The 13,280-nt window shown below is 73.1% G+C and carries 10 protein-coding genes; 8 read left to right on the top strand and 2 right to left on the bottom strand.

From position 1 onward, the window contains the following. Nucleotides 1-41 precede the first annotated feature (41 nt). The 4 genes from AB0K25_RS27340 (at nt 42) to AB0K25_RS27325 (ending at nt 5,211) form a co-directional block, all read left to right on the top strand. Nucleotides 42-2,927 carry a vitamin B12-dependent ribonucleotide reductase gene (locus AB0K25_RS27340; protein WP_363823492.1) on the top strand — a complete coding sequence of 962 codons (2,886 nt, stop codon included), beginning with the start codon at nt 42-44 and terminating at the stop codon, nt 2,925-2,927. Between the two features lie 187 nt (nt 2,928-3,114). After that, nucleotides 3,115-4,062, top strand: a complete 948-nt coding sequence (locus AB0K25_RS27335) for a DUF2332 domain-containing protein (protein WP_363823436.1) — start codon at nt 3,115-3,117, stop codon at nt 4,060-4,062. Nucleotides 4,063-4,188: 126 nt separating this feature from the next. Continuing rightward, nucleotides 4,189-4,431: a DUF5522 domain-containing protein gene (locus AB0K25_RS27330; protein ID WP_208569556.1), complete on the top strand. Its 243-nt coding sequence runs from the start codon at nt 4,189-4,191 to the stop codon at nt 4,429-4,431. Nucleotides 4,432-4,659: 228 nt separating this feature from the next. Next, nucleotides 4,660-5,211: a hypothetical protein gene (locus AB0K25_RS27325; RefSeq protein WP_219468640.1), complete on the top strand. Its 552-nt coding sequence runs from the start codon at nt 4,660-4,662 to the stop codon at nt 5,209-5,211. Between the two features lie 103 nt (nt 5,212-5,314). Here AB0K25_RS27325 and AB0K25_RS27320 read toward each other — a convergent pair whose 3' ends face one another. Beyond that, entirely contained in the window at nt 5,315-6,004 is a 690-nt protein-coding gene (locus AB0K25_RS27320; RefSeq protein ID WP_208569554.1) for a metal-dependent transcriptional regulator, read from the bottom strand. A gap of 168 nt (nt 6,005-6,172) precedes the next feature. Here AB0K25_RS27320 and AB0K25_RS27315 point away from each other — a divergent pair, with 168 nt between their 5' ends. Genes AB0K25_RS27315 through AB0K25_RS27305 form a run of 3 tightly spaced genes read left to right on the top strand, consistent with a single transcriptional unit; the run spans nt 6,173 to nt 10,845 of the window. Further along, nucleotides 6,173-7,030: a sulfurtransferase gene (locus tag AB0K25_RS27315; RefSeq protein WP_219468643.1), complete on the top strand. Its 858-nt coding sequence runs from the start codon at nt 6,173-6,175 to the stop codon at nt 7,028-7,030. A gap of 48 nt (nt 7,031-7,078) precedes the next feature. Beyond that, nucleotides 7,079-8,260 carry an acetoin utilization protein AcuC gene (locus AB0K25_RS27310; RefSeq protein ID WP_208569552.1) on the top strand — a complete coding sequence of 394 codons (1,182 nt, stop codon included), beginning with the start codon at nt 7,079-7,081 and terminating at the stop codon, nt 8,258-8,260. Between the two features lie 29 nt (nt 8,261-8,289). Continuing rightward, a complete protein-coding gene (locus AB0K25_RS27305) occupies nt 8,290-10,845 on the top strand; it encodes a GNAT family N-acetyltransferase (protein ID WP_357537768.1) in 2,556 nt (851 codons plus the stop codon). A 171-nt stretch (nt 10,846-11,016) separates the two neighbouring features. Here AB0K25_RS27305 and sigB read toward each other — a convergent pair whose 3' ends face one another. Further along, nucleotides 11,017-12,021 (bottom strand): RNA polymerase sigma factor SigB, encoded by a 1,005-nt coding sequence (sigB, locus tag AB0K25_RS27300; protein ID WP_219470791.1) that lies wholly within the window; start codon nt 12,019-12,021, stop codon nt 11,017-11,019. Nucleotides 12,022-12,255: 234 nt separating this feature from the next. Here sigB and AB0K25_RS27295 point away from each other — a divergent pair, with 234 nt between their 5' ends. Next, entirely contained in the window at nt 12,256-13,044 is a 789-nt protein-coding gene (locus AB0K25_RS27295) for a sporulation protein (RefSeq protein WP_219470793.1), read from the top strand. Nucleotides 13,045-13,280: the final 236 nt, after the last annotated feature.

The raw sequence follows: 13,280 nt of genomic DNA, 5'->3' as shown, positions 1-13,280 counted from the left end.
GACGCGTGGCGGGTGGCCGCGCAGACGAGGGGGCCGATGAGATGGCGGGGGACGGCGTGACAACAAGCCGGACGCGGGCGGCGAAGAACGGCGCGGCGACGGGGCTGAAGGTGCAGCGGGTCTGGACGACCGAGGGCGTGCACCCGTACGACGAGGTGGCGTGGGAGCGCCGCGACGTCGTCATGACCAACTGGCGGGACGGCTCGATCAACTTCGAGCAGCGCGGGGTGGAGTTCCCCGAGTCGTGGAGTGTCAACGCGGCGAACATCGTCACCACCAAGTACTTCCGGGGCGCGGTGGGGACCCCGGAACGGGAGTGGTCGCTCAAGCAGCTCATCGACCGGGTGGTCAGCACCTACCGGGCCGCCGGTGAGCAGCACGGCTACTTCGCCAACCCGGGCGACGCTGAGATCTTCGCGCACGAGCTGACCTGGATGCTGCTGCACCAGGTGTTCAGCTTCAACTCGCCGGTCTGGTTCAACGTCGGCACCCCGTCGCCGCAGCAGGTCAGCGCCTGTTTCATCCTGGCGGTCGACGACTCGATGGACTCCATCCTGGACTGGTACAAGGAGGAGGGGCTGATCTTCAAGGGCGGCTCCGGCTCCGGGGTCAACCTGTCGCGCATCCGGTCGTCGCGTGAGCTGCTCTCCTCCGGTGGCACCGCCTCCGGCCCGGTCAGCTTCATGCGTGGCGCGGACGCCAGCGCCGGGACGATCAAGTCCGGCGGTGCCACCCGGCGCGCGGCCAAGATGGTCATCCTCGACGTGGACCACCCGGACATCGAGGAGTTCGTCACCACCAAGGCGCGCGAGGAGGACAAGATCCGCGCGCTGCGGGACGCCGGCTTCGACATGGACCTCGGCGGCAACGACATCGTCAGCGTCCAGTACCAGAACGCCAACAACTCGGTGCGGGTCTCCGACGAGTTCATGGCGGCGGTGGAGAACGGCGGCGGCTTCGACCTGCGGGGCCGCCTCGACGGGCAGACCATCGAGACCATCGACGCGCAGAAGCTGTTCCGTACCATCGCCCAGGCCGCCTGGGAGTGCGCCGACCCGGGCCTGCAGTACGACGACACGATCAACGACTGGCACACCTGCCCGGAGACCGGCCGGATCACCGCGTCGAACCCGTGCTCGGAGTACCTGCACCTGGACAACTCCTCGTGCAACCTGGCCTCGCTCAACCTGATGAAGTTCCTCCGTGCCGACGGCGGCTTCGAGGTGGAGAAGTTCGTCCGGTCGGTCGAGTTCGTCATCACCGCGATGGACATCTCGATCTGCTTCGCCGACTTCCCCACCGACAAGATCGGCGAGACCACCCGCGCCTACCGGCAGCTCGGCATCGGCTACGCCAACCTCGGCGCGCTGCTGATGGCCTCGGGCCTGCCGTACGACTCGGAGCAGGGCCGGTCGGTGGCCGCGGCGATCACCTCGCTGATGACCGGCACCGCGTACCGCCGTTCGGCCGAGCTGGCCGCGATCGTCGGCGCGTACGACGGCTACGCCCGCAACGCCGAGCCGCACAAGCGGGTCATGCGCAAGCACGCCGCCGCCAACGACGCCATCAAGCCGGCCGGCACCGTCGCCACCGCCATCGCGCGGGAGGCCACCAAGCAGTGGACCGAGGGCAACAAGGTCGGCGACCGGTACGGCTGGCGCAACTCGCAGGCCGCCGTGCTGGCGCCGACGGGCACCATCGGCCTGATGATGGACTGCGACACCACCGGGGTCGAGCCCGACCTGGCGCTGGTGAAGTTCAAGAAGCTGGTCGGCGGCGGCTCGATGCAGATCGTCAACCAGACCGTGCCGCGCGCCCTGCGCAGCCTCGGCTACCCCGAGGAGCAGGTCGAGGCGATCGTCGAGCACATCGCCGACCACGGTCACGTGGTGGACGCCCCCGGCCTCAAGCCGGAGCACTACCCGGTCTTCGACTGCGCGATGGGCGAGCGGTCCATCGCCCCGATGGGTCACGTGCGGATGATGGCGGCCGTCCAGCCGTTCATCTCGGGTGCCATCTCCAAGACGGTCAACATGCCGGAGCAGGCCACCGTCGCCGACGTCGAGAAGATCTACTTCGAGGGCTGGAAGCTGGGCCTGAAGGCGCTGGCGATCTACCGGGACAACTGCAAGGTCGGCCAGCCCCTCTCGGTGGCCAAGCCGAACAAGACCGCCGCCCCGGCCGCCGTCGAGACGCCGGCCCCGGCCGCCGTGGAGAAGGTCGTCGAGTACCGGCCGGTGCGTAAGCGGCTGCCGAAGAAGCGTCCGTCGGAGACGGTCTCCTTCTCCGTCGGCGGCGCGGAGGGCTACCTCACCGCCTCGTCCTACCCGGACGACGGGCTGGGTGAGGTCTTCCTCAAGATGTCCAAGCAGGGCTCGACCCTGGCCGGGGTGATGGACGCCTTCTCGGTGGCCATCTCCATCGGCCTGCAGTACGGCGTCCCGCTGGAGACGTACGTCAGCAAGTTCACCAACATGCGCTTCGAGCCGGCCGGCATGACCGACGACCCGGACGTGCGGATGGCCGCCTCGGTGATGGACTACATCTTCCGGCGGCTGGCGTTGGACTTCCTGCCCTACGAGCGTCGTGCCGAGCTGGGCATCTTCACCGCCAAGGAGCGGGCCGCGCAGCTGCGGGCCGAGGCCGATGCGGAGATGAGCGGCACGGACCTGACCGCGATGGCGTCCTCGGCCCCGGTCGAGGTGACCGAACCGAAGACCGGCCCGTTGGCCCAGCCGGCCCAGGAGTTGGCCGAGGTGGCCGCCGCCAAGCCGGCGCCCGCCGTGGGCTCCTCCACCGAGTTGCTGGAGGCCGTGATCGGCAAGGCCGCCGACGCGCCGCTCTGCTTCACCTGCGGCACGAAGATGCGCCCCGCCGGCAGCTGCTACGTCTGTGAGGGCTGCGGTTCCACCAGCGGTTGCAGCTGACGTACGCGTCGCACGAAGGGCCGGCGCCCGTCGGGTGCCGGCCCTTCCGCGTCCCGTCTTCATGATCGACCCCAGTGGGGCGAGGTAGCGGCACCGGTCCTACCCGGACGCCGCTACCTCGCTCCCGTCGCGCAGATCACGCCGACGGCGGCGCACCGGGGGCCGCGCCGGACGGGATGATCGGGGCATGACCACAGCCGACCGGTACGTCGAGTTCGCCACCAGGGAGGCGCACGGCGTCTCACCGTCGTACGAGCGACTGGCCCACGCGGTCGCCCGGGACAGCAGCCTGCTGGCGCTTCTCGACACCCTGCCGCCGGCCAAACGCCAGCCGAATCTGCTGTTCGCCGTGGTCCGACTGTGCGGCGGTACGGTCGAGGACCCGGCCGCGTTCGGCGAATTCGTCAGGGCCAACTGGCCGGTTGTCGCGGCGGAGATCCGGGCCCGGGCGACGCAGACGAACGAGGCCGGGCGTTGTGCCGTCCTCCTGCCGGTGCTGGCCTCGTTGCCGCAGCCACTCGCCCTGCTGGAGGTGGGCGCGTCGGCAGGCATGTGCCTCTACCCCGACCGGTACGCGTACCGTTACGGCGACCGTCTTCTCGGTACAGGTACGCCGACGCTCGACTGTGCGATCACCGGCACGACGCCACCGACTCGCCTGCCCGAGGTGGTGTGGCGGGCCGGCCTCGACCTCAACCCGCTCGACGTCACCGATCCGGACGACATCGCTTGGCTGGACGCCCTCATCTGGCCGGAGAACGGGCACCGCCGCGAGCGGCTGCGGGCTGCTGCGGCTGTCGTCGCGGCCGACCCGCCGCTGCTCGTCCGCGGTGACCTGGTCGACGACCTGCCGGAGGTGGCGGCACTGGCCCCGTCCGACGCGACCCTCGTGGTGTTCCACAGCTCGGTGCTGTACCTGGTGCCACCGCCGCGCCGCGCCGCGTTCGTCGAGGTGGTGAGCGGTCTTTCCGGCCACTGGATCGCCAACGAGGACCCGGCGGTGCTGCCCTACCCGGGTCTGCCGGGGCAGCAGGACGACACGCTGCACAACGTGCTCGCGCTCGACGGCACGCCGCTTGCCTGGACCCGCGGCCACGGCCAGGCGCTCACCTGGTTCGGGGAGCCGGTGGGCTGAGCAAACCGCACCGCTGCGACGATCCCTGACTCTGCGCGACTCGACCAGCGGGGCCTGCCGGCCGGGCGCGGGGATCCGCAGACCCGCACCAGGGGTGGGGGAGCGAGCCCTCCTTACACTCACCGGGTGAGTGGGCAACGACGTCCGTTGGCGGGCCGGCCGCTGACCGAGCCGCACCCGTCCCGGCTGCCGCCGGAGCACCCCGACCGGGCGCGGATCCTGGCCGCGCACGCCGCCGCGCTCGCCGCCGGGGACGCCGGGTATCCCGACCCGGCCACCGGGCTGTTCGTCCTCAGCGCCGGGTTCCTGGCCCGGCGGGGCACCTGCTGCGGGCGTGGCTGCCGGCACTGCCCGTACGTCGACGACTAATTAGGCTGTCCCGGCGGCCCGCCCCACCGCCGACTGATGATCGGCACGGCCCGGGTGTTCTGGGTGGCGATGGTGGTGCCGGGGCCGCTCTACTGCGGACCATGCGTGACCTCCCGCCCACCTGACGCCGCCGGGCGACTGCCCGGGTCTTCCGTCCGACAGTGCCAACCCGTACGGTTTCCGACGGACATCGGCGGATCTCCCGCCGACGATCACGGAGGTGTGCCCGTGCACGGGCGGATCTGGCTCGCCGGGGCGGGCGTGCTGCTGACCACGGGCTGCGGGGCGTCGGAGCCCGACCCGGTACGGCTGCCGGCGGGGGAACCTGTCGTCGTCGAGGTGGGTGCCGCCTCGTCCGGTGGGGCGTGCCGGCTGCTCGACTTCGCGGTGATCGAGGAGCACACCGGCGTCCGCTTCGACGTGGCGGCGGCCAGCGAGCGGGGTGATACCCGTACCTGCGTGGTGCGGGCCACGGACACCACCTGGCCGGAGCTGACCCTGACCGTGACCGACACCTCGATCGACGTGCCGACCTTCACCGCTGACGTGCTGCCCGAGGGGGCGACGAAGGTGTCGAAGCTGGGCCAGGCCGGCTACCGGCGGACCGGCGCGAAGACCGCGAAGCACGGGCCGACGGCCGAGGTGGGCTGGTTGGCCGCGGAGGACCGGCTGGCCATGCTCCGCTGGACCTGCCCACCGGCCGAGGACCGGGCGACCGCCGGTGCGGTGGCCGGCCACCTGGTCGACCTGGCCAGGAAGCTCGACACCCGGTCCCTGTAACCCCCGTCCGGGCCGACGGCGACCCGAGCCGAGTCCGATCCCAGCCCGGACCGGCGGCGACGGGGTCCACCCCGGCCCGGCGCACGCCGGTGGCGGCCCGGGGTCAGTGGGCGGCGACGAACACCCGGGAGGCGACCTCGCGGGGCAGCCGGACCCGTTCGCCGGAGCGGTCGATGAACACCCCGTCGCGTTCCTGGGCGACGGTGACCGTGGCACCCGGGTCGACCCCGGCGGCGTGCAGTTGCCGCAGCACGTCGGCGTCGGTCTGCACGCTTTCGCAGATCCGCCGGACCACCACCGGGCCGGTCAGCCCGGGGAAGGCGAGGTTGCGTTCACCCTCGGCGTGGTCGGTGGCCTCGGTCTCCGGCGAGCCCAGCTCCTCCAGGCCGGGGATCGGGTTGCCGTACGGCGAGCGGGTGGGTCGGTTGAGCAGGTCGTAGACCCGCTTCTCCACCGCGTCGCTCATCACGTGCTCCCACCGGCAGGCCTCCTCGTGGGCCTCCTCGTAGGGCATCCCGATCACGTTGACCAGCAGCAGCTCGGCGAGCCGGTGCTTGCGCATCACCGACACGGCGGTGCCCCGGCCCAGGTCGGTGAGCGCCAGGTGCCGGTCGCCCTCGACGGTGAGCAGCCCGTCGCGTTCCATCCGGGCCACGGTCTGGCTGACGGTGGGCCCGCTCTGCCGCAACCGCTCGGCGATCCGGGCACGCAGCGGCGGCACCCCTTCCTCTTCGAGTTCGAGGATGGTGCGCAGGTACATCTCGGTCGTGTCCACTAAGTCATGGCTTTTCACATTCGCCCCTTTTGTCCGAAGGCGGCGAAGGTAGCTTCGCGCTCAGTGGTGTCGACCCGGTCATGCTTCACGTCAGCGGCCTCCCGGTGGTCGATGCTACCCCGGCCCACGAAGATCGACCTGCGCCGAATCGCGAGGTCGGTGCCCCGATGGTGTTGACTGGACGTCATGTCCGGTACCGCTACCCCCCTGATCGAGCCGGACCGGCTCGCCACCGAGCTGGCCCGCCCCGACCCGCCGACCCTGCTGGACGTCCGCTGGCGGCTGGTCGGCCCTCCGGGCCGCGACGACTACACCGCCGGCCACCTGCCCGGGGCGGTCTTCGTGGACCTGGACACCGTCCTGTGCGGTCCGCCCGGCCCGGCGGGCCGGCACCCGCTGCCCGAACCGGCCGCGCTCCAGGCCGCGCTGCGGGCCGCCGGTGTCCGCGCCGGTCATCCCGTGGTGGTGTACGACGACGGCGACGGCCTGGCCGCCGCCCGCGCCTGGTGGACGCTGCGCTGGGCCGGCCACCGGTCGGTACGGGTGCTGTCCGGCGGCTGGCCCGGCTGGCTCGCCGCCGGCCTGCCCGGCACCGTCGAGGTGCCCACCCCGCAACCCGGCGACGTCACCGTCACACCGGGTGGGCTGCCGGTGCTGGACGCCGACGACGCGGCCCGGCTCGGCGCGGCCGACGACGGTGTGCTGCTGGACGTCCGGGCCGCCCCCCGCTACCGGGGCGAGACCGAGCCGATCGACCCGGTCGCCGGACACGTGCCGGGCGCGGTCAACCTGCCCGCCCCCGAGTACGTCACCGAGGGCCGCTACCTGACCGCCGAGGCGCTGCGGGACCGGTTCGCCGCCGCCGGGGTGCGCGCCGACCAGCCGGTGGGGGCGTACTGCGGATCAGGGGTGACCGCCGCGCAGACGGTGCTGGCGTTGCACCTGGCCGGTCGGCCGGACGCCGCGCTCTACGTCGGATCGTGGAGCGGCTGGGTCGCCGACCCGTCCCGCCCGGTGGCCACCGGCCCGACACCAGCCGGTTGACCAGCACGCCTGGTGGGCGACCGGTGACCCGCGTGCGACGATGACCCCATGTCGGACGACACGCTGGTGGTGTGGGACGAGTCCCTGCTCGACTACGACATGGGGGAGCACCCGCTCGACCCGGTCCGGGTCGAGCTGACCGTCGCGCTGGCCCGGGAGCTGGGCGTCCTGGACCGGCCGGGCGTACGGCTGATCCGGCCCGAGCCGGCCGACGACGCGACGCTGACCCGGGTGCACCTGCCCGACTACCTGGCGGCGGTCCGGACCGCCCCCCGCGATCCGCTCTTCGCCGGCTACGGACTGGGCACCTCGGACAATCCGGTCTTCGACGGGATGCACGAGTCCAGCGCGCTGATCGCCGGGGCGACGGTGGCCGCCGCCGAGGCGGTCTGGCGGGGCGAGGCCCGCCGTGCGGTCAACGTGGCCGGTGGGCTGCACCACGCCATGCCCGACCGGGCCGCCGGGTTCTGCGTCTACAACGACCCGGCGGTGGCCATCGCCCGCCTGCTCGACCTGGGCGCCGAGCGGGTCGCCTACGTCGACGTGGACGTGCACCACGGCGACGGTGTGCAGGAGGTCTTCTACCACGACCCCCGGGTGCTCACGGTGAGCCTGCACGAGACCCCGCTCGCGCTCTTCCCCGGCACCGGGTTCCCCGACGAGACCGGTGGCCCGGGGGCGCAGGGCAGCGCGGTCAACGTGCCGCTGCCACCGGGCACCGACGACGCCGGCTGGCAACGCGCCTTCCACGCGATCGTGCCGTCGGTGCTGCGGGCGTTCCGACCGCAGATCCTGCTCACCCAGTGCGGTGCCGACGGGCACCGGCTCGACCCCCTGGCCGACCTGCACCTGTCGGTGGACGGGCAACGGGCCACCTACCTGACGTTGCGGGCGCTCGCCGACGAGTTGTGCGACGGCCGCTGGGTGGCCACCGGCGGCGGCGGTTACGCCCTGGTGGAGGTGGTGCCCCGGGCCTGGACGCACCTGCTCGCGGTGGCCACCGGCGACCCGCTCGACCCGGCCACCCTCACCCCGCCCGACTGGCGTGCGCTGGCCGCCCACCGGCTGCCCGGCCGGGACGTCCCGCTGCGGATGACCGACGACGTCGACCCGTCACACCAGCCGTGGCAGCCGACCGGTGAGCCGAACTCGGTGGACCGGGCGGTGGCGGCCACCCGCAAGGCGGTGTTCCCGCTGCTCGGGCTGGACCCGTACGACCCGCGCGACTGAGCCGGGGACCTGGGGAGGGACCGGACGTGGTGACCACTGTCGACCAACCGGTGGACGTGCTGCTCAGCGACGGCAGCACCGTCGGCCTGCGACCGATCCGGCCGCAGGACGCCCCGGAGATCGTCGCCATGCACGGGCGGTTCTCGGAACGCACCCGCTACCTGCGCTACTTCTCGCCGTACCCGCGTATCCCGGAACGGGACCTGCGCCGCTTCGTCACCGTCGACCACCGGGACCGGGAGGCGTTCGTGGTGCTGGTCGGCGACCGGATCGTCGCCGTCGGCCGGTACGAGCGGCTGGGTCCGGCGGCCCCCGAAGCCGAGGTGGCGTTCGTGGTGGAGGACGCCCACCAGGGCCGGGGGATCGGTTCGGTGCTGCTGGAGCACCTGGCCGACGCGGCCGGCCGGGCCGGCATCGGGCACTTCGTCGCCGAGGTGCTCCCCACCAACGGGGCGATGCTGCGGGTCTTCGCCGACTTCGGCTACCAGGTGCAACGGCAGTTCGCCGACGGGGTGGTGCACCTGACGTTCCCGATCGCCCCGACCGAGGCGACCCTGGCTGTGCAGCGGGGTCGGGAGCACCGCACCGAGGCGCGGTCCATCGCCCGGCTGCTCACCCCGCGCGGCGTGGCCGTCTACGGGGCCAGCGCCACCGGTCAGGGGGTCGGCGCGGCCGTCCTCGGGCACCTGCGCGACGGCGGCTACCCGGGGGCGATCGTGCCGGTGCATCCGAGCGCGCGCACGGTGGCGGGGCTGCCCGCGTACCCGTCGGCAGCCGACGCCGGAGTGGACGTCGACCTGGCGGTCGTCGCGGTGCCCCCGGACGCGGCGGCGGGGGTGGTGGCCGACGCCGCCGCTGCCGGCGCGCACGGCCTGGTGGTCATCTCCGCCGGTTTCGCCGAGGCCGGACCGGCCGGCGCGGCGGCCCAACGGGCCCTGGTCCGGGCGGCGCACGCCGCCGGCATGCGGGTCGTCGGCCCGAACTGCCTGGGCGTGGCCAACACCGACGGGCGGGTACGCCTCAACGCCACCCTGGCCCCGGTGCTGCCCGCCCCCGGACGGGTGGGTTTCTTCAGCCAGTCCGGCGTGTTCGGGGTGGCGCTGCTGGCCGAGGCGCAGCGCCGGGGGCTGGGCCTGTCGAGTTTCGTGTCGGCCGGCAACCGGGCCGACGTGTCCGGCAACGACCTGCTCCAGTTCTGGCAGGACGACCCGGGCACCGACGTGATCCTGCTGTACCTGGAGACCTTCGGCAATCCGCGCAAGTTCGCCCGGTTGGTGCGCCGGATCGGCCGGGACAAGCCGGTGGTGGCGTTGGCCTCGCTGGCCCGCCCGGTCGGGTCCGGCGTCGCACCCACGCTCGACGAGGCCGCCGTCGGTGCCCTCTTCGCGCAGTCCGGGGTGATCCGGGTGGACACCGTCGCCGAACTGCTCGACGTCGGGACGCTGCTGGCCAACCAGCCGCTGCCCGCCGGTGGCCGGGTCGGCGTGGTCGGCAACTCGTCGGCGCTGACCGGCTTGGCGGCCACCGCCTGCGCGGGGCAGGGTCTCACGGTCGCCGCCGGCTACCCCCACGACGTCGGCCCGCACGCCGGTGCCGCCGCGTTCACCGCCGCGCTGGCCGGTGCCGCCGCCGACGACGGCGTGGATGCGCTGGTGGCGGTCTTCGCCCCACCCCTGCCGGGGCAGCTCACCGTCGAGGAGGCGGACTTCACCGCCGCCGTGGCGGCGGCGGTGACCGGCGGCAAGCCGACCGTGGTGACGTTCCTCGCCGGCCGGGTGCCGGTCGGGCTGCCCGCGTACCCGAGCGTGGAGGAGGCGGTGCGGGCGCTGGGCCGGGTCGGCCGGTACGCCGACTGGCTGCGCCGGGACCCGGGCACGCCACCGGAACTGACCGGGGTGGACCGGGCCGCCGGGCAGGCCGCGCTGCGCGGTGACGCCGCCGACGCGGCGGCGCTGCTCGCCGCGTACGGCATCGAGGTGGTCGGCTCGGCCCCGGCCGGCACCGTCGACGAGGCGCTCGCCGCCGCCGGGCGGCTGGGCTGGCCGGTGGCGTTGAAAGCCGCCGCGCCCGGCCTGCGGCACCGCCTCGACCTGGGCGCCGTCCGCCTCGACCTGGCCGACCCGGTCGCGCTACGCCGGGCGTACGCGGACCTGGCGGCGGCCTTCGGCGCGGACGTCCTGGTCCAACCGATGGTGCCGCCGGGGGTGGCCTGCGTGGTGGAGCTGCGCGAGGACCCGGCGTTCGGGCCGGTCGTCGGCTTCGGGCTCGGTGGGGTCGCCACCGAACTGCTCGGGGACCGGGCCTGGCGGGCGGTGCCGTTGACCGACCGGGACGCCGCCGAACTCGTCGACGAGCCCCGGGCGTCGCCGCTGCTGCACGGGCACCGGGGTGCTGACGCGGTGGACCGGGCGGCCCTGGCCGACCTGCTGTTGCGGGTGGGCCGGCTCGCCGACGAGCAGCCCCGGGTGCGGTCGCTCACCCTCAACCCGGTGCTGGCCCGCCCGGACGGCGTGTCGGTGCTGCACGCGGCGGTGGGGGTCGGCACGGCCGGGGCCCGCCCCGACACCGGCCCGCGCCGGCTCTGACCGTGCCCGCTGCCGGCTCCGGCTCTGACCGTGCCCGCTGCCGGCGGGCGCTGACCGTGCCCGCTGCCGGCGGCGCTGACCGTGCCCGCCGGCGGCTCCGGCGGTGACGAGACCCCGGACAGCGGGCAGGCCCCCGGCGAACCGCCGGGGGCCTGCGCCGAACCGTCCCGCTCAGCAGGCGTACGCCTCCAGCCGCTGCGCCCGCTCCGGGTCGCGCAACTTGAGCAGGGTGACCTTCTCGATCTGCCGGATCCGCTCCCGAGACAGGCCGAACTCCTTGCCGACCTCGTCGAGGGTGCGCTGCCGGCCGTCGTCCAGGCCGAACCGGAGCCGGATCACCGCCTGCTCCCGCTGGGAGAGGGTGGCGAGCACGATGCGTACCTCGTTGCGCAGTTCGCCGTTGGCGGCCGCGTCACCCGGCTCGGTGCGCTGGTCCACCGAGGCGACGAAGTCACCCAGGGCGCTCTCGCCGTCCTCGCCGACGGCCTGGTCGAGGCTGACCGGCTCCCGGTCGTACGAGATCAGCTCGATGACCTGGAACTCGGGGATCTCCATCGCCCGCGCCACCTCGGAGACGATGGGCTCGCGACCCAGCGTGACCGACAGCTCCCGGCGGACCCGGACCATCCGGTTGACCTGCTCGACCATGTGCACCGGGATGCGGATGGTGCGGGCCTGGTCGGCCATCGCCCGGGTGATCGCCTGCCGGATCCACCAGGTGGCGTACGTGGAGAACTTGTAACCCTTGGCGTAGTCGAACTTCTCGACCGCGCGGATCAGGCCGAGGTTGCCCTCCTGGATCAGGTCGAGGAAGGCCATCCCCCGCCCGGTGTAGCGCTTGGCGATGCTGACCACCAGCCGCAGGTTGGCCTCCAGCAGGTGGTCCTTGGCGGCGCGGCCCTCCCGGGCGATCAGGGCGAGGTCGGCGCGCAGGTCACCGGAGACAGGGGTGCAGGTGGACAGCTTCTCCTCGGCGAACAGCCCGGCCTCGATCCGTCTGGCCAGCTCCACCTCCTGGGCCGCGGTGAGCAGTTTGGTCCGGCCGATGCCGTTGAGGTAGGCCCGGACCAGGTCGGTGGAGACCCCGCGCTCGTCGGTGGCGTCGAGGTCGGTGAGGGCTTCGGTGCCGTGCTCGGCGTCGATGGTGGTGGCCGGGCGCGTCTTGTTATCGATCATCTGCAGGGCCATCTCTGTGTCTCCCCGTGTCTGCTTTCGGTGTCGCCTACCGGCGCCATCGGCTCCGGTGATGGACAGCTTTCCAACCGGGACGTGAAACGGGGGTGAGGCGATCGGGGACCCGACAGCAATCTGGTCGGATGCGGGGTGGGTCGTCGGCGGTCTTGCCAGGTCCGGCTACCGTGCCAGCGTCGGCCATCGGGGTCGGCGATGCGACAGGCAATGGAGGACGTGGTGGTCTTCAAACGGCTCATGCAGTCGATGGGGGTGGGCGGTCCGTCGGTGGAGACCGTGCTCGCTAATCCGAACTGCCGTCCCGGCGGGGTGCTGGAGGGGCGGGTCCACGTGGCCGGCGGCGACCACGCCGCCGACATCGAGTACGTGGCGCTCGGCCTGGTCACCCGGGTCGAGGTGGAGAGTGCCGACTCCGACTACGAGACCACCCAGGAGTTCGCCCGCCAGCAGGTCACCGGCCCGTTCCGGCTGGAGGCGGGGCAGCGCTACGACATCCCGTTCCGGTTCGCCGTGCCGTGGGAGACCCCGCTGACCGACCTGTACGGCCACCGGCTGCACGGGATGACGATGGGGCTGCGTACCGAGCTGGAGGTGGCCCGCGCAGTCGACAAGGGTGACCTGGACGCGGTGTCGGTGCACCCACTGCCGGCTCAGGAGCGGCTGCTGGAGGCGCTGCTGCGGCTGGGCTTCCGGTTCGCCCGCGCCGACGTCGAGCGCGGCCACATCTATGGCGTACGGCAGAGCCTGCCGTTCTACCAGGAGATCGAGTTCTACCCCGCCCCGCAGTACGCCGGAGCGATCAACCAGCTGGAGGTCACCTTCGTCACCGACCCGCACCAGGTGCAGGTGGTGCTGGAGATGGACAAGCGGGGTGGCCTGTTCACCGAGGGTCGGGACGCCTTCGGCCGGTTCACCGTCGACCACGCCACCGCCGATCGCACCGACTGGGCCGCCCAACTCGACGGCTGGCTCCGCCAGTCCCTCCAACGCCGAGGCCTCTTCTCCTAACCCACCCCACACCACCCCGCTCACCCCAACCCCCACCCACCCCCCACCCAACCCGCCCCACCCCGCCCTGCTCGCCCCGCTCCGCCCCGCCCTGCTCGCCCAGCCCCGGCTCGCCCAGCCCCGGTGATCAAGAAGTTTGCGTCGTCGAGGTGGTGGAGTTGCCCGCCTTGTCGGTCGCGGTCACCGTCAGCTCGTGCAGGCCGAGCGGCAGCTCGTACAGCGCCTGCAGGGTGCCG

This window comes from Micromonospora sp. NPDC049257 (assembly GCF_040678915.1).
In the GTDB taxonomy this organism is placed as follows: Bacteria; Actinomycetota; Actinomycetes; order Mycobacteriales; family Micromonosporaceae; genus Micromonospora; species Micromonospora antibiotica.
This window is presented reverse-complemented; position numbering and strand designations above follow the sequence as displayed.